This is a genomic window from Serratia sp. NFX21, from assembly GCF_048517035.1.
Taxonomy (GTDB): domain Bacteria; phylum Pseudomonadota; class Gammaproteobacteria; order Enterobacterales; family Enterobacteriaceae; genus Serratia; species Serratia quinivorans.
This window is the reverse complement of the sequence record NZ_CP183196.1, coordinates 4,418,337-4,442,769: the sequence shown is the minus strand read 5'-3', so window position 1 is coordinate 4,442,769 and position 24,433 is coordinate 4,418,337. Positions and strand designations below refer to the sequence as shown.

Annotated in this window: 18 protein-coding genes and 1 pseudogene; 15 read left to right on the top strand and 4 right to left on the bottom strand. The window is 57.2% G+C overall.

All coding sequences use genetic code 11. The features are described from left to right. Positions 1-2 precede the first annotated feature (2 nt). A complete protein-coding gene (gene yfhb / locus ACNT1W_RS20730) occupies positions 3-659 on the top strand; it encodes a phosphatidylglycerophosphatase C (RefSeq protein WP_419246091.1) in 657 nt (218 codons plus the stop codon). Positions 660-846: 187 nt separating this feature from the next. Here yfhb and yiaY read toward each other — a convergent pair whose 3' ends face one another. Beyond that, positions 847-1,998 (bottom strand): L-threonine dehydrogenase, encoded by a 1,152-nt coding sequence (yiaY, locus tag ACNT1W_RS20725; RefSeq protein WP_115184005.1) that lies wholly within the window; start codon positions 1,996-1,998, stop codon positions 847-849. A 147-nt stretch (positions 1,999-2,145) separates the two neighbouring features. Further along, positions 2,146-3,198: a DUF2157 domain-containing protein gene (locus ACNT1W_RS20720; RefSeq protein WP_419246090.1), complete on the bottom strand. Its 1,053-nt coding sequence runs from the start codon at positions 3,196-3,198 to the stop codon at positions 2,146-2,148. Between the two features lie 150 nt (positions 3,199-3,348). Here ACNT1W_RS20720 and tadA point away from each other — a divergent pair, with 150 nt between their 5' ends. Next, positions 3,349-3,894 carry a tRNA adenosine(34) deaminase TadA gene (gene tadA / locus ACNT1W_RS20715; protein ID WP_375189166.1) on the top strand — a complete coding sequence of 182 codons (546 nt, stop codon included), beginning with the start codon at positions 3,349-3,351 and terminating at the stop codon, positions 3,892-3,894. Here the strand turns inward: tadA and mltF are convergent, their stop codons facing one another. Continuing rightward, positions 3,895-5,355, bottom strand: coding sequence for a membrane-bound lytic murein transglycosylase MltF (gene mltF / locus ACNT1W_RS20710; protein ID WP_026142494.1), 1,461 nt, complete (start codon positions 5,353-5,355; stop codon positions 3,895-3,897). Between the two features lie 279 nt (positions 5,356-5,634). Between mltF and purL the strand changes: the two genes are divergently transcribed. Then, entirely contained in the window at positions 5,635-9,525 is a 3,891-nt protein-coding gene (gene purL / locus ACNT1W_RS20705; protein ID WP_259191079.1) for a phosphoribosylformylglycinamidine synthase, read from the top strand. 795 nt (positions 9,526-10,320) lie between these two features. On the opposite strand, the pseudogene ACNT1W_RS20700 reads toward purL, so the two are convergent. Continuing rightward, positions 10,321-10,515 (bottom strand): annotated as a pseudogene (locus ACNT1W_RS20700) (transposase); the annotation flags it as partial. A 41-nt stretch (positions 10,516-10,556) separates the two neighbouring features. Between ACNT1W_RS20700 and ACNT1W_RS20695 the strand changes: the two are divergent. From ACNT1W_RS20695 to ACNT1W_RS20640, 12 genes are all read left to right on the top strand, one after another. Beyond that, a complete protein-coding gene (locus ACNT1W_RS20695) occupies positions 10,557-11,726 on the top strand; it encodes an RNA-guided endonuclease InsQ/TnpB family protein (protein WP_419246089.1) in 1,170 nt (389 codons plus the stop codon). Positions 11,727-11,791: 65 nt separating this feature from the next. Next, a complete protein-coding gene (locus ACNT1W_RS20690; protein WP_012146359.1) occupies positions 11,792-13,228 on the top strand; it encodes a sensor histidine kinase in 1,437 nt (478 codons plus the stop codon). 2 nt (positions 13,229-13,230) lie between these two features. Continuing rightward, positions 13,231-14,103, top strand: a complete 873-nt coding sequence (gene qseG, locus ACNT1W_RS20685; RefSeq protein ID WP_012146358.1) for a two-component system QseEF-associated lipoprotein QseG — start codon at positions 13,231-13,233, stop codon at positions 14,101-14,103. Beyond that, on the top strand, positions 14,100-15,437 hold the full coding sequence (gene glrR / locus ACNT1W_RS20680; RefSeq protein ID WP_012146357.1) for a two-component system response regulator GlrR: 1,338 nt from the start codon (positions 14,100-14,102) through the stop codon (positions 15,435-15,437). The genes qseG and glrR overlap by 4 nt, the downstream gene beginning before the upstream one ends. 129 nt (positions 15,438-15,566) lie before the next feature. Next, positions 15,567-17,189 carry an NAD+ synthase gene (locus tag ACNT1W_RS20675; RefSeq protein ID WP_115184009.1) on the top strand — a complete coding sequence of 541 codons (1,623 nt, stop codon included), beginning with the start codon at positions 15,567-15,569 and terminating at the stop codon, positions 17,187-17,189. Positions 17,190-17,199: 10 nt separating this feature from the next. Further along, positions 17,200-17,538 carry a nitrogen regulatory protein P-II gene (gene glnB, locus ACNT1W_RS20670; protein WP_004847623.1) on the top strand — a complete coding sequence of 113 codons (339 nt, stop codon included), beginning with the start codon at positions 17,200-17,202 and terminating at the stop codon, positions 17,536-17,538. A 305-nt stretch (positions 17,539-17,843) separates the two neighbouring features. Next, positions 17,844-18,767: a LysR substrate-binding domain-containing protein gene (locus ACNT1W_RS20665; protein ID WP_012146355.1), complete on the top strand. Its 924-nt coding sequence runs from the start codon at positions 17,844-17,846 to the stop codon at positions 18,765-18,767. A 115-nt stretch (positions 18,768-18,882) separates the two neighbouring features. Continuing rightward, the gene (locus ACNT1W_RS20660; protein ID WP_012146354.1) at positions 18,883-20,346 is read left to right on the top strand and encodes a gamma-aminobutyraldehyde dehydrogenase; all 1,464 of its coding nucleotides are present in this window, start codon (positions 18,883-18,885) and stop codon (positions 20,344-20,346) included. Positions 20,347-20,408: 62 nt separating this feature from the next. Continuing rightward, complete coding sequence (gene ydcS, locus ACNT1W_RS20655) at positions 20,409-21,563, top strand: putative ABC transporter substrate-binding protein YdcS (RefSeq protein ID WP_012146353.1); 1,155 nt, start codon at positions 20,409-20,411, stop codon at positions 21,561-21,563. A gap of 54 nt (positions 21,564-21,617) precedes the next feature. After that, complete coding sequence (locus ACNT1W_RS20650; RefSeq protein ID WP_012146352.1) at positions 21,618-22,646, top strand: ABC transporter ATP-binding protein; 1,029 nt, start codon at positions 21,618-21,620, stop codon at positions 22,644-22,646. A gap of 7 nt (positions 22,647-22,653) precedes the next feature. Beyond that, positions 22,654-23,592 carry an ABC transporter permease gene (locus ACNT1W_RS20645; protein ID WP_369804750.1) on the top strand — a complete coding sequence of 313 codons (939 nt, stop codon included), beginning with the start codon at positions 22,654-22,656 and terminating at the stop codon, positions 23,590-23,592. Beyond that, positions 23,582-24,388 (top strand): ABC transporter permease, encoded by an 807-nt coding sequence (locus tag ACNT1W_RS20640; RefSeq protein ID WP_012146350.1) that lies wholly within the window; start codon positions 23,582-23,584, stop codon positions 24,386-24,388. The genes ACNT1W_RS20645 and ACNT1W_RS20640 overlap by 11 nt, the downstream gene beginning before the upstream one ends. Positions 24,389-24,433 lie beyond the last annotated feature (45 nt).

Sequence of the window (24,433 nt, the reverse complement as noted above, 5' to 3'; positions counted from 1 at the left end):
GCTTGAGCGAGAAACAGAGCCAACAGGCCGCGGAAGGCCGCCGTGTGGTGTTCTTTGATCTGGACGGCACGCTGCATCAGGAAGACATGTTTGGTAGTTTCTTGCGTTTCTTGTTGCGCCATCTGCCATTGAATCTGTTGCTGGTGGTACCGTTGTTGCCGGTTGTCGGGCTGACGCTGTTGGTGATGGGCCGTGCTGCCCGCTGGCCGATGAGCGTGCTGCTGTGGTCGATTACCTTTGGTCGCTCGGAGGCCCGCTTAAAGGCGCTGGAACAGCGTTTTGTCAGTTATTTCCGCGATAAGGTGACCGCTTTCCCGGTGGTGCAAATGCGTTTGCGCCAGTACCTCGAAGCGAATGATGCGCAGGTATGGCTGATTACCGGTTCGCCGGAGCGTCTGGTGGAGCAGGTATATCAGGACTCTGCTTTTCTGCCGCAGGTCCATCTGGTGGGCAGCCGTATTTTACGGCGTTACGGTGGTTGGGTGCTGGCTCTGCGTTGCCTGGGGGTACAGAAAGTGACTCAGTTGGAACAGCGTCTCGGCGCGCCGCTGAAGTTATATAGCGGCTACAGCGACAGCAAGCAGGATAACCCTTTGCTGTATTTCTGCGAGCACCGCTGGCGGGTCAGTAAGCTGGGTGAGCTGCAGCAGTTGGAATAACTAAAGGGCGGATATCCGCCCTTGGTTTAATCATAAAGCTGTTGGTTAGACTGAGATACCCGGGCCTAGCGCACCGAGGGGCGCTCCGGCAGCTAAAGCTGCTACGACCCCTTCGGCACGCTCTCCCTAATAACTGGCTTTAACGAAGTATAAGGGCGGATATCCGCCCTTTACTGTTTTTAATGGATTACATTGCCGCGCGGAAGATGGCGACGATCTGTTCGTGGGTGGCTTGTATCGGGTTGGTGAAACCGCATGCATCTTTCAGCGCGTTGGCCGCCAGCGTATCGAAGTCCTGTTCTTTCACTTTTAAATCGAGCAGCCCAGCCGGGATGCCGACGTCTTTTGCCAGCAAACGAATGGCGGCGATACAGGCAGCGGCGCCCTGTGGGTCGTTAAGATGCTTCACATCCAGCCCCATGGCGACGGCGACGTCTTTCAACCGTGGCGCGCAAACGCGGGCGTTGAACTCCTGCACGTGCGGCAGCAGCACCGCGTTACATACCCCATGAGGCAGATCGTAGAAACCGCCAAGCTGGTGCGCCATCGCGTGCACATAACCGAGAGAAGCGTTGTTGAAGGCCATTCCGGCCAGGAACTGGGCGTAAGCCATATTTTCACGCGCCTGCATATTGCTGCCGTCGGCGACCGCGTCGCGCAGCGATTCGGCAATCATGGTGACGGCTTTTAGTGCACAGGCATCGGTAATCGGGTTGGCGGCGCTGGAAACATAGGCCTCAATCGCGTGGGTTAATGCATCCATCCCGGTGGCGGCGGTCAGGCCTTTCGGCATACCGGCCATCAGGTGCGGGTCGTTGACCGACAGGATTGGGGTGACGTGCTTGTCGACAATCGCCATTTTGATGTGGCGTGCTTCATCGGTGATGATGCAAAAACGGGTCATTTCAGACGCGGTGCCAGCAGTGGTGTTGATGGCAATCATCGGCAACTGCGGTTTGGCGGAGCGATCGACACCTTCATAATCCTTGATCTCTCCGCCGTTGGTCGCGACCAGCGCGATGCCTTTGGCACAGTCGTGTGGCGAGCCGCCGCCAAGAGAAACTACGCAGTCACAGCGGTGTTCTTGCAGCAGCGCCAGGCCCTGTTTCACGTTAAGGGTAGTTGGGTTAGGGTGAGTACCGTCATAAACGCAGCTTTCGATCTGTTGCGCGGCGAGTAACTGTTGAACCTGGGCGACCACGCCGATGTTATTCAACACTTTGTCGGTCACGATCAATGCGTGGCGCAATCCCTGTTGTTTCATGGTCTTTGCCGCTTCGTCCAGACAGCCGGAACCAATCATATTGACGGAAGGGATAAAGAAAGTTGAGGCAGCCATAAGTCACTCCTTGATAAAAGCTTTATTGCTTGCCTCAAACATTACTACGCTAATTATTAAGCGTTTATGATCTATCGCAATTTCGCGGTATACCCGTTGTCTTTTAAACCACCCTGTTGTTAGCTGCGCTGCAGACGTGGCCGGATGTTAATCATCGGTCAGGTCGTGCGGTTTGCGGCCCAGTTGCCATATTTTTTCAGCGTAGTGGCCTAACGCCCACAGACTCAGGCCGAGCAGCACAAAGAAAATCGCCTTTGGCATCGCACCCCAGAAAAACTCGAAAAAGCGGGTATAGAGGTTAATGCCAAGGAAAGTCAGGCCGAACCCGCGCAGCATGCCATCGTCACGTTTTAGCCCCAGCCAAATGCAGCCGACGGCGACAAGGCCGAACAATAGGCTCCAGTGCAACAGTTCTATTTGACGAGCGTTGTACCAACTGTCGAGGTCACCATAGTTGCCAAAGATTGACAGCAGCCACAGGGCAATAAACAGATACAACAAGCCCATCGCCAGGGAAACTCGTTCCAGCCCGCGACTGGCGAGCAGCGGTCGTAACAGCAAAGCCGCGGCGATCAGGACCAACCCGAAGGCAATAAAGCGCATCGGGAAACTCATGCCCAGCCAATAAGCTCCCCAGCCGGACATATAACCGGTTTCGGCGCCGAAGGCGTTGCCGAGTGACAGCAGGGCAAACCACCACACCAGCCCGGAGCGGCTGAACCAGCCGATCACGCCATACAATAGGGCGGCGAATATCAGCAGCAGTGAAACCCGGCCGCTGCCGTTATCCAGCCAGACGCCCATCTGCCACAGGGCACAGGCGGTAAACAGCACGGCAACGAACAGCGCCGCCTCATTACCGTAGCGTTTTTCCGGATGGCGACGACGACGGCGCAGCGCCCAGATATAGCAAAGTGCGGCTACTACGGCAGCGATAGTCATGCGCACCGGTGCGTCGAAGCGGAACAATTCGCTCAAGCGGTAAAGCAGCTCGCTGTCGGCGAACAGGCTGCTGATGGCTATCACCAGCGAAGCCAGCGCGGCGAGAAACGCATAACGTGCCAGTCGTCGCCAGTCGAAGGGTTGTACCTCGAGATGTTGCAGCAGCTGCTGCTGTTGTTGCGGGGTCAGCGCGCCTTCACCCACCCAACCGTCCAGTGCTTTTCGCACCACGGCGGCATTTTTTTTGCTGAACTTCATGTTTCCTGTCCCTGAAAAGCACCGTTATTCAATCAGTATATACCCGTTGTATTTCAAGCAGCAGAGTTCAACTTTGCTCCCACCTGTAGGGGGCGAATATATTCGCCCCGGCTAACACGGGCGCAGCATGCAGCGCCCCTACTGTGTATAATGCCCGCCGCAAAGTGCACGAGGAATGATGCAATGACTGAATATAACGATGAGTACTGGATGCGTCAGGCATTGCGGTTGGCCCTGCGTGCGCAGGAAGAGGGCGAGGTGCCGGTAGGGGCATTGCTGGTGCTGGATAATCAGGTGATAGGCGAAGGCTGGAACCGACCGATTGGCCGCCACGATCCGACGGCGCATGCGGAAATCATGGCTTTGCGGCAGGGCGGGGCAGTGCTACAGAACTACCGTCTGCTGAATGCTACCCTGTACGTGACCCTGGAACCCTGCGTGATGTGTGCAGGCGCTATGGTGCACAGCCGTATTCGTCGGTTGGTGTACGGCGCGGCCGATGTTAAAACCGGTGCGGCAGGGTCGCTGGTGGATATTTTGCGCCACCCCGGCATGAATCATCAGGTGGAGATCCTGTCCGGCGTGCTGGCCGAGGAGTGCGCCGCTACGCTGAGCAACTTTTTCCGCATGCGTCGTGAGCAGCAAAAGGCGTTGAAACAAGCGCAGCGCACCGATGTAGATAACAAGCCGGAATAATCAGAAGTTCAGTGCCAGTTCCGGCGTAACGGCCGGATAACCTTTCCCCAGGTCAGCCTGTTCGGCCGCTTCCTGTGCCGCCTTTCTCTCTTTTTCCTGCAAATAACCCACCAGGCTGACCTGATAGCGGCGAATGTTTTCCACGTAGTTATAGGCTTCGCGCCCACGCGCATAGCCGTAGGTTAATTGCGGGTAATAGCGTTTCTGGCTGAGCATCGGCAGACGCTGTTTGACGTCGACCCAGCTGTCCGGATTGCCTTTTTGCATTTTGGTCAGTTTGCGGGCATCGAGCATATGGCCCCAGCCCATGTTATAGGCTGCCAGTGAGAACCAGATACGTTCATCTTCCGGCACGCTGTCGGGCACCTTGGCCATTAGCCTTTGCAGGTAGAGGGCACCGCCCTGAATACTTTCCTCGGGATCGAGACGATCGTTAACCCCCAGACCGTCGGCAGTGGCGCGTGTCAGCATCATCAGGCCACGCACGCCGGTCGGTGAGGTTGCCTGCGGGTTCCAGTGCGATTCCTGATAGGCAATGGCCGCCAGCAGTTTCCAGTCGATCTCGCTGGCGTACTTTTCAAACAGTGAGCGGAAGGTCGGCAGCACCGAATCGATGGCGGACAGGAAGGTTTTGGTATCGACGTAATCGAAACTGCCTACGTGGCCGAGGTACTTCTCTTCCAGCCGCGCCAGCGTGCCGTCATCAACCATCTGGCTGTAGAAGTCCAGCATTGCCGCATACAGGCTGTCATCGGTGCCACGTTTCAGATACCAGGTGACCGGTTCTTCATCGGTGACGTCGAACGCCACTGCCAATTGCGGGTGGATGCGTTGCAGCAGCGCGATGGTAACGGAATCGCCGAGGGTGTAATCCAGCTTGCCGTCGGCCACCTGCTCGAGCAGCTCTTTGGAGGTGAGATCGCTGGAGGCTTCCCAACTGAGATCCGGGAATTTACTTTGCTTGAGCTGTTTCAGGGTGCTGACGTGTGCCGAGCCGGAGGCCACCGCCAGTTTGCCTTTAATATCAGCAAAGGTTTTCGGCCGCGCCGTACCCAGGCGATAAACCAACTGTTGGGAAACGGAATAATAAGCCGGGCCAGTGCGCGCGCGGCTGAGGCGATCCTGATTGTAGATCAGACCGGCGGCCAACAGGTCGGCATCGTCATCGTCCAGATCGTCAAACAGGTCATTAATGTTCTTGTGCGGGATCACCACCAGTTTCACGCCCAGGTAGTTGGCGAAGCGTTTTGCCAACTCGTAGTCGAGACCACTCGGCCCCTGCTTGGTGGTGAAATAGGTCAACGGCGAGTTTAGCGTACTGATACGCAACTCTCCGCGCGATTTGATCTCTTCGAGTTGCCCGCCCTGACCGCCGCGCCAGGTAATATTGGGCCACAGGGCGAGCGCCAGAAGCAAGGTAACAACACCGATTAGAATGTAGTTTATTTTAAGGCGTTTCAAATAGTTATCCAGTGGTGGCACACATGCACTGCCGACGGCTGACCAGTCTTTTCTTATGGTTAAATCAACAGTGCCGGGGCATTTTGCGCAACAAAACGCCAGCGCGCAACTTTATTGACACGTTATGACAATTCGAGGGGGCGGAGAGCTTTTATCAATAATAGCTACGCAAACGGTTTCGTCGGCGGCGTAGATTCTCTATAATGGCGCGCGTTTTCCCCCTGTTGCGCCCAATGAAGTGCTGAAGTCAGTTGCTTCGAAGACGAGAGAACTTTGATTATGGAAATACTGCGTGGTTCGCCCGCTTTGTCGGCTTTTCGTGTTACCAAACTGCTGTCCCGCTGCCAGGACGCTCAACTTCCGGTCAGTGATATCTACGCCGAGTACGTCCACTTTGCTGATGTTAGCGCACCATTAAATACCGAAGAGCACGCCAAGCTCGCGCGCCTGCTCAAGTACGGCCCCTCTCTCGCCGAACATGCCCCTGAAGGCCGCCTGCTGTTGGTGACGCCGCGTCCGGGTACCCTTTCTCCGTGGTCTTCCAAAGCCAGCGATATCGCCCATAACTGCGGTTTGAAGCAGGTGCTGCGGCTGGAGCGCGGTCTGGCGTTCTACGTCAAGGCAGAGGCGCTGACCGAAGCCCAATGGCAGCAGCTTGCCACCTTGTTGCACGACCGCATGATGGAAACCGTCTTCAGCAGCCTGCAACAGGCGGAGCAACTGTTCGCTCAGCATCAGCCGGCACCTTACCAGAGGGTCGATATGCTGGGGGAAGGGCGCAGCGCGCTGGAGCAGGCTAACCTCAAGCTGGGCCTGGCACTGGCCGAAGACGAAATCGACTATCTGCTGAATGCCTTTACCGGTCTGGGGCGCAACCCGACGGATATCGAACTCTACATGTTCGCGCAGGCCAATTCCGAGCACTGCCGCCATAAAATTTTCAATGCCGATTGGATCATCGACGGCGAACAGCAACCGAAGTCGCTGTTCAAAATGATCAAAAATACCTTCGAACAGACGCCGGATTACGTGTTGTCGGCATATAAAGACAACGCGGCCGTGATGGAAGGCTCGCAGGTCGGTCGGTTCTTCGCCGCACCGGAAAGCGGCCAGTATGACTACCATCAGGAAGCCGCTCATATCCTGATGAAGGTGGAAACTCATAACCACCCAACGGCGATCTCCCCATGGCCGGGTGCGGCTACCGGCTCCGGCGGCGAGATCCGTGACGAAGGCGCGACTGGCCGCGGTGCCAAACCCAAGGCCGGTCTGGTAGGCTTCTCGGTTTCCAACCTGCGTATTCCCGGTTTTGAACAGCCATGGGAGCAGGATTTCGGCAAGCCAGACCGCATTGTGACGGCACTGGACATCATGACCGACGGCCCATTGGGCGGTGCGGCGTTCAATAACGAATTCGGCCGTCCGGCGCTGGTGGGGTATTTCCGTACCTATGAAGAGCAGGTCAACAGCCATAACGGCGTGGAACTGCGTGGCTACCACAAGCCGATCATGCTGGCGGGCGGTATCGGTAACATCCGTGCCGACCACGTACAAAAAGCTGAAATCACCGTCGGTGCCAAACTGGTGGTGCTGGGTGGCCCGGCAATGAATATCGGCCTGGGCGGCGGCGCGGCATCATCCATGGCCTCTGGCCAGTCTGATGCCGATCTGGATTTCGCTTCGGTACAGCGCGACAACCCGGAAATGGAACGTCGTTGCCAGGAAGTGATCGACCGCTGCTGGCAGTTGGGTGAACAAAACCCGATTCTGTTTATCCACGATGTCGGCGCCGGTGGCTTGTCCAACGCCATGCCTGAACTGGTCAGCGACGGTGGCCGCGGTGGTCGTTTCGAACTGCGCGATATTCTGAACGACGAACCGGGCATGAGTCCGCTGGAAGTCTGGTGTAATGAATCGCAGGAACGCTATGTGATGGCGATTGCACCGGCGCAGATGGCGCAGTTTGATGAGATTTGCCGCCGTGAGCGTGCGCCTTATGCGGTGATCGGTGAAGCCACCGAAGAACAGCATCTGACACTGAACGACAGCCATTTCGACAACCAGCCGATCGACATGCCGCTGGACGTGCTGTTGGGCAAAACGCCGAAGATGACGCGTGACGTGACTCGTCTGCAGGCCAAAGGCCAGCCGCTGCAGCGTGACGAGATCACCCTGAATGATGCGGTCAACCGCGTACTGCATCTGCCGGCGGTTGCAGAGAAAACCTTCCTGATCACCATTGGCGACCGTACCGTGACCGGTATGGTGGCACGCGATCAGATGGTCGGCCCGTGGCAGATCCCGGTGGCCGACTGTGCGGTTACCACCGCCAGCCTGGACAGCTATTACGGTGAAGCGATGTCGATCGGCGAACGTGCGCCGGTAGCCCTGCTGGACTTCGCTGCCTCTGGCCGCCTGGCGGTCGGGGAAGCGCTGACCAACCTGGCCGCGACCGAAATCGGTTCGCTCAAGCGCGTGAAGCTTTCTGCTAACTGGATGGCGGCAGCCGGTCACCCGGGTGAAGACGCCGGTCTGTATGAAGCGGTGAAAGCGGTGGGCGAAGAACTTTGTCCGGCGCTGGGGATCACTATTCCAGTGGGCAAAGACTCGATGTCGATGAAAACCCGCTGGCAGGAAGGCAACGAACAGCGCGAAATGACCTCGCCGCTGTCACTGGTGATCACCGGTTTTGCTCGTGTAGAAGATGTCCGCCACACCGTGACGCCACAACTGCGTACCGATAAGGGCGACAGCGCACTGCTGCTGATCGACCTGGGTAACGGCCATAACGCGCTGGGTGCCACTGCGTTGGCGCAGGTTTATCGTCAACTGGGCGACAAACCGGCCGACGTGCGCAACGTTGAGCAGTTGGCGGGCTTCTTTAACGCCATGCAGCAGTTGGTGGCCGATCGCGCGCTGCTGGCTTATCACGACCGTTCCGACGGCGGCCTGTTGGTTACGTTGGCGGAAATGGCGTTTGCCGGCCACTGCGGCGTGCAGGTGGATATCAAAGCGCTGGGCGACGATGCGCTGGCTGCGCTGTTCAACGAAGAGTTGGGCGCAGTGATCCAGGTTACGGCTGACCAGCTTGCAGCGGTACAGCAGGTATTTGCTCAGCACGGCCTGACGGACAATGTTCATCACATCGGCAGCGTGCAGACTGGCGATCGCTTTGTGATCACACAGGGCGATAAAACGGTATACAGCGAAAGCCGCGCCACGCTGCGCACCTGGTGGGCGGAAACCACCTGGCAGATGCAGCGCCTGCGTGATAACCCGGAATGTGCCGATCAGGAACACCAGGCCAAGCAGGATGAGCGCGATCCTGGTCTGAACGTCAAACTGAGCTTTGCTCCGGAAGAAGACATTGCTGCGCCGTACATCGCCAAGGGCGCACGTCCTAAAGTGGCGGTACTGCGTGAGCAGGGGGTTAACTCTCACGTTGAGATGGCGGCAGCATTCCATCGCGCCGGTTTTGATGCGGTAGACGTGCATATGAGCGATTTGCTGGAAGGCCGTCGCGACCTGCAGGACTTCCATACGCTGGTGGCCTGCGGCGGCTTCTCGTACGGTGACGTACTGGGCGCCGGTGAAGGCTGGGCGAAGTCGATTCTGTTCAACGATCGCGTCCGTGACGAGTTCGAATCCTTCTTCCACCGTCCGCAGACCCTGGCGTTGGGCGTGTGTAACGGTTGCCAGATGATGTCGAACCTGCGCGACCTGATCCCAGGGGCTGAACATTGGCCGCGTTTCGTACGCAATTTGTCAGACCGTTTTGAAGCGCGTTTCAGCCTGGTGGAAGTGGCGGCCAGCCCGTCGCTGTTCATGCAGGGTATGGCGGGTTCACGCATGCCGATCGCCGTCTCGCACGGTGAAGGGTACGTCGAGGTGCGCGATGCTGCACATCTGGCGGCTCTGGAGCACCATAACCTGGTGGCGTTGCGCTTTGTCGATAATGCCGGTCAGGTCACGGAAACCTACCCAGCCAACCCGAACGGTTCACCGAACGGGATCACCGCAGTGACCAGCAGCAATGGCCGTGCGACGGTGATGATGCCGCATCCGGAGCGGGTATTCCGCACCGTCAGCAACTCGTGGCATCCGGAAGAGTGGGGCGAAGACAGCCCGTGGATGCGTATGTTCCGCAACGCCCGTAAGCAACTGGGTTAAGCGAGCATTTAGCGGTAGCCTGAGGGGCGCAAGAGATTGCGCCCCTTTTTATTGCGCTGCCTGCTGAGGGTTGTCGGCATTTTGCGACAGGGGCTATTTTAACTGTCTCTAAAAAGAGACACATAACTCATTGATTTATAATGGTGTAAAATTAATTGGCTTAAGTTGTCGGTTTTTGGCGACAGGGTGGCGTTTTTTTCTTCGCCGGATACGCGGTTAATTTGTGTATTTTGACAGTGAATAAATATTTTATTCATAAATATCAATTAATTAAAAATAACTTGAAAAGTTGGCACGCTAAGTGCATTATTCTGCCCAGTTGCTCATTCAACTATTTATGACGGCCCCGTATTTAGACGGAATTGTTGCCTCATAAGCCTCCGAATGATGCCAAAGAAATGGTGCCTATCGTCCAACCAAACCGATAACAGACGCGCAAGCGCTTTATCAAGCATCGGGCGACACGTGGAGTGAGGCACCGCCTGTATCCAACTGTGATGAGTGTTCATCAATCCCGGATACGTACGGATGCTATTCGTCCTGTTCGATGCCAGCCATGTGCTACATCACCCTGGGGACGAGATTCAAGGGCATCCACACATTCTTGCGATGGGGCAGCTCTGCCCCAGCGTCAAATCTTCAAAGTCCTGTTTACCCCTCTTTCATTAGCGACAGATCCAAACGCAAACTTCTGCCCAAGGCCCACTTGCCGTTATTTTCCTGACGCTGCGCTGAACACCGGGCTTTCCTCTCATCGGCGACTCGGTTAGCAAAAAAACCGTGGGCTTTTAAAGATTAGCCAGGTGTTGACTGGCTTTGAACATAGGCTCTGAGCATTTCAATCGTTGCATCGCCAGTGCTACAGACAAAATACAATCTTGACCACAGAAGCCCTGTTTTGCTTTGGATCCGCAAATGTGTATTTTATTGGTGTAGTCAACGCGACGATACCGATTTCAGTTTGTTCACCATCACATGACATATGCACTTAACCTGTTAAAATGAAATAATTATATTAATGAGCGTTGACGATGTTAAGAGCCACAAAAGTACGCATCTATCCGACACCGGAACAGGCCGCATTCATTAATGCCCAGTTTGGCGCGGTTCGATTTGCGTATAACAAAGCTCTGCATATCAAAAAACAGGCGTACAAACGGCACGGTGTTAACTTAAGCCCCCGCAAAGACCTGAAGCCTCTGCTGGCCGTGGCGAAAAAATCCCGCAAGTACCTATGGCTTAAAGAATATGATTCAATCGCCTTACAGCAGGCTGTCATTAATCTTGATGCGGCCTTTGCCCATTTTTTTAACCCGAAGCTGAAAGCGCGCTTTCCTGTTTTTAAGAGAAAACACGGCAGACAGTCTAGCTATCATTGTGTCGGTGTTAAGGTGCTTGACGGCGCAATCAAAATCCCGAAAATCCCGCCGATTGCAGCACGTTCGCATCGTGAAACCGCAGGCACGCTGAAAAGTATGACGTTGAGTCGTTCCGCCACAGGGAAATTTTATGCGTCGATACTCTGTGATGATGGTACGAAAGTACCAGCGAAGCTAACCCGAATATCCTGTGTTACCGGGTTGGATATGGGGCTGACGCATTACGTTATCAAATCGGACGGCAAAAAGATCACCAATCCACGCTACCTTATCAATGGCGGTCTCAATCTGCGCAGAAAGCAGAAAGCGTTATCCCGTAAGCAAAAGGGGAGCGCCAATCGGCGAAAATCCCGGGTGCAGCTTGCGGCGGTGCACGAACGAGTCGCCTCTGCCCGTGCCGATTTCCAACATAAATTATCTCGCGCAATGGTTGACGAAAACCAAGCGATCATTGTCGAGACGCTGAAAACGGCGAATATGATGAAAAATCGCAGGCTGGCACGCGCCATTGGGGACGCAGGCTGGAATGGATTCATTACAAAGCTGGAATATAAGGCAGCAGAGAAAGGTGTACATCTGGTCAAACTGGATCCATGGTTTGCCAGTTCGAAAACCTGTCATTGCTGCGGTCACAAAATGTCGGAGATGCCGTTACATAAGCGTATTTGGCAATGTCCTGGGTGTGGAATAGAACATGATCGTGATGTAAATGCGGCAATCAATATCCAGCGCCAGGGGATAATGGAATTACAGGCGGCGGGGCTCGTCGTTTCTGCCCATGGAGGCCAGCGTAAATCCGTCGTACAGACGGTAGCGGCCTGAGAAGTGGGAAGCCTTGCCGTTTACGGCGAGGAGCAGTCACCATCAAAGCAACTAGAGACAGTGAGATGATTTCATTGAAAAGATGGCGTTTATTTCCCCGATCGCTGCGCCAACTGGTGCTGATGGCGTTCCTGCTGGTGCTGCTGCCACTGCTGGTGCTGGCCTATCAGGCTTACCAGAGCCTGGATCACCTCAGCGCGCAGGCGGCAGACATCAACCGCACCACGCTGGTGGATGCGCGACGCAGTGAGGCAATGACCAGCGTGGCGCTGGAAATGGAACGCAGTTACCGCCAGTATTGCGTACTGGTCGATCCCACTCTGGCGCGGTTGTACCAAAACCAGCGCAAACAGTATTCACAGATGCTCGATGCCCACGCGCCGATCCTGCCGGATGAACGCTATTATCAAACCTTGCGCGATCTGCTGACCCAGCTTGCGGCGATTAAATGCCAAAGCAGCGGCCCGGACGCACAGGCTTCGACGTTGCTGGAGTCATTCTCGCGTTCCAATGCCGAAATGGTGCAGGCCACGCGCGCCGTGGTGTTCTCTCGCGGTCAGCAGTTACAGCAGGCGATTGCCGAGCGTGGTCAGTTCTTCGGCTGGCAGGCATTGATGCTGTTCCTGGTCAGCGTGATGCTGGTGGTGTTATTCACCCGGATGATTATCGGCCCGGTAAAAGCGGTAGAGCGAATGATCAACCGCCTGGGGGAAGGTCGGGCGTTGGGCAGTACCGACTCTTTCAAAGGGCCGCGTGAACTGCGTTCTCTGGCTCAGCGCATTATTTGGCTGAGTGAACGTCTGGCGTGGCTGGAGTCGCAGCGCCATGAGTTCCTGCGCCATATTTCGCACGAGCTGAAGACGCCGTTGGCCAGCATGCGTGAGGGCACCGAATTGCTGGCGGACGAAGTGGCCGGTCCGCTGACCTCCGATCAGAAAGAGGTGGTAACCATTCTCGACGGCAGCAGTCGCCACCTGCAGCAACTGATTGAACAACTGTTGGATTACAACCGCAAACTGGCCGATGGCCCGGCAGAGCATGAGAATGTCGAGCTGAAAGAGATGGTCGAAATGGTGGTGGCGGCACACAGTTTGCCGGCCCGGGCAAAATTGATCCGCACCGAGATCCAATTGGATGCGGAAATATGCTGGGCAGAGCCTACGCTATTAATGCGCGTGCTGGATAATCTCTACTCCAATGCGGTGCACTACGGCAAGGAATCCGGTAACATTTGGATCCGCAGCCGTCAGGTTGGGCAACGGGTGCAGATTGATGTCGCCAACAGCGGCACGCCGATCCCCGAAGCCGAGAGAACCATGATTTTTGAGCCTTTTTTCCAGGGTAGTCACCAGCGAAAAGGGGCGGTAAAAGGAAGCGGTCTGGGGCTGAGCATTGCGCAGGATTGTATCCGCCGCATGCGTGGCGAACTGCAGTTGGTTGAAGTCGCCGGCACCGACGTCTGCTTCCGTATTGAATTGCCATTAACCGCCGAGAATGAATAATAATGTACACATGGTCTAAACGCCTTCGTCTCTCGCAGACCGAACGTTCACCGCGTGCCACACAGGGCACGCCGCTCGGCAAGCGTCGATTTTCCTTTTTAGGCAGCGTTCTTTTTATGCCGTTTCTGTTGGCGGGTTGCGTCGATCGTGCGGTTAGCGGTGGCCTGAATCAGCCGCAGCAAGAAGCGATCCCGGACACCAAAGTGGTGGATTATCGCATCGCAGCCTGCGACAGCCTGTGGCCGCTCGACGAAAAAGACGCGTTGAATAACTCACTTTACTGGCTGCGAGCCATGGACTGTGCCGATCGTATCGGTTCAACCCAGGCGCGTGCGCTGGCGAAAACCCTGCCTGGCAACAGCTGGGACGGTATTTTCAAGCAAAGTATCCTGTTGGCCAGTGCCGAGCCGACCTCGGGCGAACGTCGCCAGATGATCGACCGTCTGAACAGTTACCGCATGGAGTTCCCAAGCTCACTGCGCCCGCTGTTGCAGCTGTGGCGTCAACAGCAGGTACTGCAGATCACCCTGTTTGATGAAAAGGCGCGCTATCAGCACCTGCAGGAAAGCTCCGACAGCCAGATAGATACGCTGCGTCAGAGCCAGATACGTTTACAGGCGCAGCTGCAGGATACCTCGCGCAAGCTGGAAAACCTGACCGATATCGAACGCCAGCTCTCTTCGCGCAAGCAGATGCAGAGTGACATCCCGGACAACAGCGGCACGCAGCAAAAAACTGACGCCACGGGCAAGAAAGTTGCGCCGGCCAAGGCTGCAGAATCGGATGCTGAACCTGAGAAGGGTACCGCTTTGCCGGTGGAGCCGGAAGATACCTACGCGCCGCCCCCCGCTAACAAGGAGTCTCACGCGCAATGACCGCACGCAAACCGGCCAATTTGTTATTGGTTGACGACGATCCCAGCCTGCTTAAGCTGCTGGGGATGCGCCTGACCAGCGAAGGTTTTCATGTCACCACCGCCGAAAGCGGCCAGGAAGCGCTGCGCCTGTTAGGGCGTGAGAAGATTGATCTGGTGATCAGCGACCTGCGGATGGATGAAATGGACGGCATGGCACTGTTTGCCGAAATCCAAAAGCATCAGCCTGGCATGCCGGTGATCATTCTTACCGCCCATGGTTCAATCCCGGACGCGGTGGCGGCTACCCAGCAAGGGGTGTTCAGCTTCCTGACCAAACCGGTGGATCGTGATGCGCTGTATAAAGCCATCGACGATGCCCTATCGCTGTCACTGCCGGCCGGTGACGACAGTTGGCGTGAAGACATCGTCACCCGCAGCCCGATTATGCTGCGCCTGCTGGAGCAGGCAAAAATGGTGGCGCAGTCGGACGTCAGCGTATTGATTAACGGCCACAGCGGCACCGGTAAAGAGGTGCTGGCACAGGCGATCCACGGTGCCAGTCCTCGCGGTAAAAAGGCCTTTATCGCCATTAACTGCGGTGCGTTGCCGGAGCAACTGCTGGAGTCCGAGCTGTTTGGCCATGCCAAAGGGGCCTTTACCGGCGCGGTCAGCAGCCGCGAAGGGCTGTTCCAGGCGGCAGCCGGCGGCACGCTGTTCCTCGACGAGATCGGCGATATGCCGCTTTCGCTGCAGGTTAAGCTGTTGCGCGTATTGCAGGAGCGCAAGGTGCGCCCGCTGGGCAGCAACCGCGATCTGGACATCGACGTCCGCATTATTTCCGCCACTCACCGCGATCTGCAAAAGGCGATGGCGAAAAACGAATTCCGCGAGGATTTGTACTACCGCCTGAACGTGGTGAACCTGAAGATCCCGGCGTTGAATGAGCGTGCCGAGGATATCCCGCTGCTGGCCAATCATCTGCTGCGCGAATCGGCCAAGCGACACAAACCCTTCGTTCGCAGCTTCTCAACGGACGCCATGAAACGCCTGATGACCGCCACCTGGCCGGGCAACGTGCGCCAACTGGTGAACGTCATCGAGCAGTGTGTGGCCCTGACCTCTGCGCCGGTGATCAGCGAAGCGCTGGTTGAGCAGGCGTTGGAAGGGGAAAATACCGCCTTGCCGACCTTTGTCGAGGCCCGCAATCAGTTTGAATTGCACTATCTGCGCAAGCTGTTGCAGATCACCAAGGGTAACGTGACCCAGGCCGCGCGCATGGCAGGCCGCAACCGTACCGAGTTTTATAAATTGCTGTCGCGTCATGAACTGGACGCCAACGATTTTAAAGAATGATGTTTTCCGCCGCAGCCTGCGCACGCAGGTTCTCAACAAACGCGGCGGAATGATTTACACTCCGTTCTCTTGTTTGTGGCGTGGCCCAACACAGAGCACCATGGAACGTATTAAGCGGGATCCTAAACAATGAGCAGATCACTTTCCATCGCACTGGCCCAGCTGAATCTGCTGGTCGGTGACATTGAAGGCAACACCGAACGCATGTTGCAAACCGTGCAAGAGCAGCAGAAGGCGGGAGCCGATCTGGTCATGTTCACCGAGTTGGCGCTCTCCGGCTATCCGCCGGAAGACCTGCTGTACCGCAACGATTTTTACCAGCGCTGTGACGCGCAGCTGCAGCGTCTGCAGCAGGCATCTGCCGAGGTCGCCATTCTGGTTGGCCATCCGTGGCGCGAAGACGACAAGCTGTATAATGCGCTGTCGCTGTTTTCTGAAGGGCAGTTGCTGGCGCGTTACTTCAAGCAGCAGTTGCCGAACTACGGCGTTTTCGATGAGAAACGCTACTTCCAGGCCGGTAGTGAAACCTGCGTGGTTGAGCTGAAAGGCTATCAATTGGGCCTGCTGATTTGCGAAGATCTGTGGTTCCCAGGGCCGGTCGATGCCGCCAAGGCGGCCGGTGCCGAAATGATTTTGTCGATCAACGCCTCGCCCTACAACCGCGAAAAACCGTATATCCGCAAGACGTTAATGGCCGGCCATTGCCAACGTACCCATCTGCCGCTGGTGTATCTGAACCAGATTGGCGGGCAGGATGAACTGATTTTCGACGGCTGTTCGAAGGTGTTCGATGCGGCCGGTAACATGACCCATCGCCTGACCGCATTTGCCGAGCAGGTAACCCTGCTTGAGCTCAATGAGCTGGAGGTGGTGCCAATGACCGCTCCGGCGGCCGAGCTGCCACAGTTGGCGCAGGTGTACGAAGCCCTGGTGTTGGCGGTGCGCGATTACGTCACTAAAAACGGCTTTAAGGGCGCGGTACTGGGGTTGTCTGGCGGTATCGATTCGGCGCTGACGCTGGCGATTGCCGTCGATGCCTTGGGCAAAGATAAAGTGCAGGCTCTGATGATGCCGTTCCGCTACACCGCGGATATCAGTATCGCTGACGCCAAAGAAGAAGCTGAAATCCTCGGCATTGAATTCGATATCGTCTCTATTGAACCTATGTTCGACGCCTTTATGGGCCAGCTGACGCCAATGTTTGCCGGCACCGAACGCGACACCACCGAAGAGAACCTGCAGGCACGCTGCCGCGGCGTGGTGTTGATGGCGCTGTCCAACAAGCGCCGCAGCATCGTGTTGACCACCGGCAACAAAAGCGAGATGGCCGTAGGTTACGCCACGCTGTATGGTGATATGGCGGGTGGCTTCGACGTGCTGAAAGACGTACCGAAAACGCTGGTGTTTAAGCTTTCCGAATACCGTAACACCGTCTCATACGTGATCCCGCAGCGGGTTATCGATCGTCCACCGTCCGCAGAGCTGGCGCCGGATCAGCTCGATCAGGACAGCCTGCCGCCGTACGACATTCTGGATGCGATCCTGGAAGGTTACGTCGAGCGCGATAAGTCGGTTGCCGATCTGGTGGCCGAAGGCTTCGACGAGGCGATCGTGCGCAAGGTTATCCGCCTGGTAGATATCAACGAATACAAACGGCGTCAGGCCGCCGTCGGGCCACGCATCACCGCCCGCAATTTCGGCAAAGACCGCCGCTACCCAATCACATCCGGCTTTGGCCGCAAAAATTGGTAAAGGAAACAAGATGAAAAAGATCGACGCTATTATCAAGCCGTTCAAACTGGATGATGTCCGTGAAGCGCTGGCTGAGGTTGGCATTACCGGGATGACCGTCACCGAAGTGAAAGGCTTCGGCCGCCAGAAGGGCCACACCGAGCTGTACCGTGGCGCGGAGTACATGGTCGATTTTCTGCCGAAGGTGAAAATTGAGATCGTGGTGGCCGACGATATCGTCGATACCTGCGTCGAGACCATCATGCAGACCGCGCAAACCGGCAAAATCGGCGATGGCAAAATCTTTGTCTTCGACGTGGCACGCGTAGTGCGTATCCGTACCGGCGAGCAGGACGAAGAAGCGATTTGATTTATTGAGATACTCGGGCCTAGCGCACCGAGGGGCGCTCCGGCAGCTAAAGCTGCTACGACCCCTTCGGCACGCTCTCCCTAATAACAGGCTTTATCAGTCGCTTGGGGGCGCGGTTCAATACTGCGCCCTTGTTGTATCTGCCATCTGCTGTTCTGTTCCTGCCGACCTCTCTTTCTTTTGCAGTCATTCCTGTCGTGAGCATTCTAAAAAAGCGAAGGCTGTCGCGTTTTTAATAGTTTTCCCGATCGCTTTGCGAACGACATCTACACTCAATCCAACTGTTTTGATTGAGGTTGTGACCTATGATGACGCTACGCCAAATTCGCCACTTCATTGCGGTGGCGGAAACCGGGTCGATCTCCGCCGCCGCCCAGGCGGTGTTTGTTTCCCAATCCTCGCTGACGCTGGCTATTCAGCAGTTGGAGACCGACATTGGCGTTCGGCTGTTTGATCGCCACGCCAAGGGCATGAACCTGACGCATCAGGGCCATCAGTTTCTGCGCCAGTCTTACCTGATCCTCGCCACGGTGGATAACGCCAAGCGCAGCCTGCAACTGGGTACCGAAAGCCTGACCGGCAAGCTGACCATTGGCGTGACCAGCCTGGTGGCCGGGTACTTTTTGGTCGAACTGCTCAAGCGGTTTAAATCGGCCTATCCCAATGTCACCATTCAGATGATCGAAGATGAGCGTCCTTATATTGAGCACCTGCTGGTGAGCGGGGAGATCGATATCGGCGTTCTGATACTGTCGAATATTGAGGATCGTGATGCGCTACAGACCGAAGTGCTGATGCACTCGCCTTATCGTCTGTGGTTACCGCCGCTGCATCCGTTGCTGGATCATGAAAGTATCGGGTTGGCGGATGTGGCGAAGCTGCCGCTGATCCAGCTGAATGCCGACGAAATGGACGTGCATGCGCGGCGTATCTGGGCGCGCGCCGGAGTGAAACCGGAGATCGCCATGAAAACCGGTTCGACGGAGGCGGTGCGCAGCCTGGTAGCGGCGGGGATGGGTGTTTCAATCCTGCCGGACATGGCTTATCGCGCCTGGTCGCTGGAGGGCAACATGATTGAGGCCCGCAAGCTGGTAGATCTGCTGGAGCCGCTCGACATCGGCCTGGCCTGGCGACGCGGCAGTGCGCGGCCGGAGCTGGTCACGCCTTTCCTCACCATCGCCCGTGAGAATGGCAATATGCACGCTGCCGGACTGAAGCATTCGATTTAATCGAACGCGGCGTTCAGTATTTAGAATTTGTTGGCTGCCTGATGCTCGCTTAGTCTGATTGAAACTAACTTATTCACATTTGGTTAACGTTTTGGTCACTTAGGGGCAATACACCATGGCAGATGTGCACCTCCTTTCAGGTTTATCCTGTCAGCAATTCATTAACGGTCAGTCGGTCGAAGGCGAAGGCCAGCAGGAGTGCATCGTTAATCCGGCCAATGGCGAAACGCTGGTTTCCATCACCGAAGCCTCATCGGCGCAGGTCGGCAGTGCGGTTAAGGCGGCGCAGCAGGCTTTCGGCCACTGGTCGCGCACCACACCGGCCTATCGTGCTTCCATTCTGCTACGTATTGCCGACGCCATCGAACGGCAGGCCCCGCGCCTGGCCGGTCTGGAGGCGCTCAACTGCGGCAAACCACTGCATCAGGCGCTCAATGACGATCTGCCGGCCGCCGTCGACGTGTTTCGTTTCTTTGCCGGCGCGGTGCGCACCCAGCAGGGGCAACTGGCCGGTGAATATATTGAAGGGCACACCTCGATGATCCGCCGTGACCCCGTCGGTGTGGTGGCCTCGATTGCGCCATGGAACTACCCGTTGATGATGGCGGCCTGGAAGATCGCGCCGGCGCTGGCGGCGGGCAACACCGTAGTATTCAAACCTTCCGAACACACCCCGCTGACCATTCTTGCGCTGGTGCCCGCACTGCAGGACATCCTGCCGCCGGGCGTGCTGAATATCATCTATGGCGGTGGCGAAGGGGTCGGTAGCCATCTGGTCGGGCATCCGCAGGTGCGTTTGGTCTCGGTGACCGGCGATATTGTCACCGGGCAAAAAATTCTGCAGGCCGCGGCGAAAAGCGTTAAACGCACTCATCTCGAACTGGGCGGCAAGGCCCCGGTGATTGTCTGTGACGACGCCGACCTGGATGAAGTGGTCAACAGCATCCGCACCTACGGCTACTACAACGCTGGGCAAGACTGCACCGCCGCCTGCCGCATCTACGCGCAGGCGGGGATCTATCCGAAGCTGGTGGAAGCGCTGGGCGAGGCGGTTGCCAGCCTGCGTTTTGCCCGCAAGCGCGATGAAGATAACGAAATCGGCCCGCTGATCAGCAGCCGCCAGCGCGATCGCGTGGCCAGCTTTGTCGAGCGGGCGCTCAGCCAGCCGCATATTGAATTGATTACCGGCGCCGCCGCGCACTCCGGTCCGGGTTTCTATTACCAACCCACGCTGCTGGCCGGCTGCCTGCAAAGCGACGAAATCGTCCAGCGCGAGGTATTCGGCCCGGTGGTGAGCGTCACCCGCTTCGAACATCTGGAGCAGGCGGTCAACTGGGCCAACGATTCCGAATACGGCCTGGCCTCGTCGGTCTGGACGCAGAATATCGATCGAGCGCTGCATATTGCCGCACATCTGCAATACGGCAGCACCTGGATCAACACCCATTTCACCCTGGCGAGTGAGATGCCACACGGCGGTCTGAAACGCTCCGGCTACGGCAAAGATCTTTCCAGTGATTCACTGCAGGACTACAGCGTAGTCAGGCATGTAATGGCGAAGTTTAAAGCCAGCTTCTAATGAAAACTACAGCGGCAGCCGTTCCCTGCCGCACACAGATACGCAACACAGGGGTCATTACGATGGGAAAAACTACCGCAGTCACCACCACAGTTTCCGCACTCTGTTTCACCGTGCTTTGCGGCCTGGCCCAGGCGGCAGACTTGCCGCAGGCGCTGGGTAAAGGCGAAGGGCGACTGGATATCATCGCCTGGCCGGGCTATATCGAACGTGGCCAGTCCGATAAAAACTATGACTGGGTCAGCCAGTTTGAAAAGCAAACCAGCTGCGCGGTGAATGTGAAAACCGCCGCCACCTCCGATGAAATGGTCAGCCTGATGGCCAAGGGCGGGTACGATCTGGTCACCGCTTCCGGCGACGCCTCGCTGCGATTGATCTTCGGTAAACGGGTGCAGCCAATCAACACTGCGCTGATCCCCAACTGGAAAAACATCGACCCGCGCCTGCTGAACGGTGCCTGGTACACCGTTGACGGCAAAACCTACGGCACGCCTTATCAGTGGGGGCCAAACCTGCTGATGTACAACACCAAAACCTTCCCAACGCCGCCAGACAGCTGGGCGGTAGTGTTCCAGCAGCAGAACCTGCCGGACGGCAAGACCAATCAGGGCCGGGTGCAGGCCTACGACGGGCCAATTTACATCGCCGATGCGGCGCTGTTCCTGAAGGCCACGCAGCCGCAGCTTGGCATCAGCGATCCGTACCAACTGAACGAAGAGCAGTATCAGGCCGCCTTGAAGCTATTGCGCACCCAGCATGCCTTGATCCACCGCTACTGGCATGACACCTCGGTGCAGATGAGCGATTTCAAAAACGAAGGCGTGGTGGCCTCCAGCGCCTGGCCCTATCAGGCCAATGCTCTGAAAGGAGAAGGCCAGCCGATTGGCACCGTGTTCCCGAAAGAGGGGGTTACCGGCTGGGCGGACACCACCATGCTGCACAGCGATGCCAAGCATCCGAACTGTGCTTACCTGTGGATGAACTGGTCGCTGGAGCCGAAAGTGCAGGGCGACGTTGCCGCCTGGTTTGGTTCGGTACCGGCATCACCGGCGGGCTGCAAGGCCAGCACGCTACTGGGCGACAAAGGTTGTGAAACCAACGGCTTCAACCAGTTCGACAAGATTGCCTTCTGGAAAACACCGCAGGCACAGGGCGGCAAATTCGTGCCATACAGCCGCTGGACTCAGGACTATATCGCCATCATGGGCGGTCGCTAACCCGCGGGGGCGTAGCCTGCTACGCCCGATTAATGCCTTTCAGGAGCGCAGATCATGACCATTGCCGTGCAATTTATCGATGTTTCGCGGAGCTTCGGCGAGGTTCGCGCCGTGGATCGGGTTTCTATCGAGATACAGGACGGGGAATTTTTCTCCATGCTCGGGCCTTCCGGCTCGGGCAAAACCACCTGCCTGCGACTGATCGCCGGCTTTGAACAGCTCAGCGCCGGTTCGATCCGCATTCACGGGCAGGAGGCGGCCAACCTGCCGCCGTACCAGCGCGACGTGAATACCGTATTCCAGGATTACGCCCTGTTCCCGCACATGTCGGTACTGGAAAACGTCGCCTATGGATTGATGGTGAAGGGCGTCGCCAAACGTGAACGGCTGGCACGGGCACAGGAAGCGCTGGACAGCGTGGCGCTGGGTTTCGTGGCCGAGCGTAAGCCGGCGCATCTTTCCGGTGGCCAGCGCCAACGGGTCGCACTGGCCCGCGCATTGGTGAACCGACCGCGGGTGCTGTTGCTGGACGAGCCGCTGGGCGCGCTGGATCTCAAGCTGCGTGAACAGATGCAGGGCGAGTTGAAAAAGCTGCAGCGCCAACTGGGGATCACCTTTATTTTCGTCACCCACGATCAGAGCGAAGCGCTGTCGATGTCTGACCGGGTGGCGGTGTTCAACAACGGGCGAATCGAACAGGTGGATGCGCCGCGTGAGCTGTACATGCGGCCGAAGACGCCGTTTGTTGCCGAGTTTGTCGGCACCTCTAACGTGGTGCGCAGCGAACTGGCTCAGCGTTTGCTCGGCCAGACCGCCACTTTCTCGATCCGCCCCGAGCATATTCGCCTAATGGATCAGGCCGGTGCCGCGCAGGGTGAAATCCAGGTGCAGGGATTGCTGCAAGAGATCCATTATCAGGGGGCGGCTACGCGCTATGAAATTGCGTTGAGCAGCGGTGAGAAACTGCTGGTCAGCGAGGCGAATCCTCAGTGGCATGCCGCCGGACAGCAGCATCTGATCGGTCAGCCGGTCACCGCCTGCTGGTCACGTGAGGCGATGGTGCCCCTGCTGGAGGAGAGGTGAGATGGAGATGAGCATCGACTATCCCGCGCCGCGCCGCGGTACTCTGCGCGCCCTGTCGACCTTTCTCTATCGCCGGCCGACGCTGTACCTGTTGCTGTTATTGGTTCCACCGCTGTTGTGGTTCGGCGCGGTGTACCTTGGCTCATTACTGACGCTGCTGTGGCAGGGATTTTATACCTTCGACGACTTCACCATGACGGTGACGCCGGATCTGACCTTCGATAACCTACGGGCGCTGTTCAACCCGGCCAACTACGACATTATTCTGCGCACATTGACCATGGCGGTGCTGGTGTCGCTGGCCAGTGCGGTGTTGGCGTTCCCGATTGCTTACTACATGGCGCGTTACACCAGTGGCCGCGTCAAAGCGTTCTTTTATATCGCGGTGATGATGCCGATGTGGGCCAGCTATATCGTCAAGGCCTACGCCTGGACGCTGCTGCTGGCAAAGGATGGTGTGGCGCAGTGGTTCCTGCAACATCTGGGGCTGGAGCCGGTGTTGGCGGCAATCCTCACCGTGCCGGGCGTTGGAGGCAATACCCTGTCGACCTCGGGGCTGGGGCGTTTTCTGGTGTTTGTTTATATCTGGCTGCCGTTCATGATCCTGCCGATCCAGGCGGCGCTGGAACGCCTGCCGCCTTCGTTGCTGCATGCCTCGGCAGATTTGGGTGCGCGTCCGTCGCAGACTTTCCGTTACGTGATCCTGCCGTTGGCGGTGCCGGGCATTGCCGCCGGGTCGATCTTCACCTTCTCGCTGACGCTGGGGGACTTTATTGTGCCGCAGCTGGTAGGGCCACCGGGCTATTTCATCGGCAGCATGGTGTACGCCCAGCAAGGGGCGATCGGCAATATGCCAATGGCAGCGGCCTTTACCCTGGTGCCGATTGTGTTGATCGCGATTTATCTTTCCATTGTGAAACGTCTGGGGGCCTTCGATGCACTCTGAGCGCGCACCATTAGGGCTGAAACTGGCCGCCTGGGGCGGTCTGATCTTCCTGCATTTCCCGCTGGCGATTATCGCCATCTACGCCTTCAACACCGAGGACGCGGCGTTCAGCTTCCCGCCGAAGGGCTTTACGCTGCATTGGTTTAGCGTCGCTGCCGGTCGGCAGGACATTATCGATGCGATGCTGCTTTCCGCGCAGATTGCTGCGCTGGCGACGGCGGTGGCGTTGGTGCTGGGCACCCTGGCGGCGGCGGCGCTGTACCGGCGTGATTTCTTCGGTAAGGACAGTATTTCACTGTTGCTGCTGTTACCGATCGCGCTGCCGGGCATTGTAACCGGTCTGGCGCTGCTGGCGGCGTTCAAGGCGCTGAATATCGAGCCGGGAGTACTGACCATCGTGATCGGTCATGCCACCTTCTGCGTGGTGATCGTATTCAACAATGTCATCGCTCGTTTCCGCCGGACTTCCCATAGCCTGATCGAGGCTTCCATGGATCTCGGTGCCGACGGTTGGCAAACCTTCCGCTACGTGATGCTGCCCAACCTGGGTTCAGCATTGCTGGCCGGTGGCATGCTGGCGTTCGCACTGTCGTTTGATGAAATCATTGTCACCACCTTTACCGCCGGGCATGAGCGCACGCTGCCGCTGTGGCTGCTCAATCAGCTCGGTCGTCCGCGCGATGTACCGATCACCAACGTGGTGGCGCTGTCGGTGATGTTGCTGACCATGATCCCGATTTTGGGGGCCTATTACCTGACCAAGGGCGGTGAAAGCGTCGCCGGCAGCGGCAAATAAATAGCCTCTTGACCCTAATGCGTACCAGACATCTTATAAAAGGAT

Bases quoted from the DNA above. Each gene is read 5' to 3' on its own strand.
- yiaY (WP_115184005.1), bottom strand. From the start codon at position 1,998: ATGGCTGCCTCAACTTTCTTTATCCCTTCCGTCAATATGATTGGTTCC.
- ACNT1W_RS20720 (WP_419246090.1), bottom strand. From the start codon at position 3,198: ATGAAGTTCAGCAAAAAAAATGCCGCCGTGGTGCGAAAAGCACTGGAC.
- tadA (WP_375189166.1), top strand. From the start codon at position 3,349: ATGCCCGCCGCAAAGTGCACGAGGAATGATGCAATGACTGAATATAAC.
- purL (WP_259191079.1), top strand. From the start codon at position 5,635: ATGGAAATACTGCGTGGTTCGCCCGCTTTGTCGGCTTTTCGTGTTACC.
- ACNT1W_RS20695 (WP_419246089.1), top strand. From the start codon at position 10,557: ATGTTAAGAGCCACAAAAGTACGCATCTATCCGACACCGGAACAGGCC.
- ACNT1W_RS20690 (WP_012146359.1), top strand. From the start codon at position 11,792: ATGATTTCATTGAAAAGATGGCGTTTATTTCCCCGATCGCTGCGCCAA.
- qseG (WP_012146358.1), top strand. From the start codon at position 13,231: ATGTACACATGGTCTAAACGCCTTCGTCTCTCGCAGACCGAACGTTCA.
- glrR (WP_012146357.1), top strand. From the start codon at position 14,100: ATGACCGCACGCAAACCGGCCAATTTGTTATTGGTTGACGACGATCCC.
- ACNT1W_RS20675 (WP_115184009.1), top strand. From the start codon at position 15,567: ATGAGCAGATCACTTTCCATCGCACTGGCCCAGCTGAATCTGCTGGTC.
- glnB (WP_004847623.1), top strand. From the start codon at position 17,200: ATGAAAAAGATCGACGCTATTATCAAGCCGTTCAAACTGGATGATGTC.
- ACNT1W_RS20665 (WP_012146355.1), top strand. From the start codon at position 17,844: ATGATGACGCTACGCCAAATTCGCCACTTCATTGCGGTGGCGGAAACC.
- ACNT1W_RS20660 (WP_012146354.1), top strand. From the start codon at position 18,883: ATGGCAGATGTGCACCTCCTTTCAGGTTTATCCTGTCAGCAATTCATT.
- ydcS (WP_012146353.1), top strand. From the start codon at position 20,409: ATGGGAAAAACTACCGCAGTCACCACCACAGTTTCCGCACTCTGTTTC.
- ACNT1W_RS20650 (WP_012146352.1), top strand. From the start codon at position 21,618: ATGACCATTGCCGTGCAATTTATCGATGTTTCGCGGAGCTTCGGCGAG.
- ACNT1W_RS20645 (WP_369804750.1), top strand. From the start codon at position 22,654: ATGAGCATCGACTATCCCGCGCCGCGCCGCGGTACTCTGCGCGCCCTG.
- ACNT1W_RS20640 (WP_012146350.1), top strand. From the start codon at position 23,582: ATGCACTCTGAGCGCGCACCATTAGGGCTGAAACTGGCCGCCTGGGGC.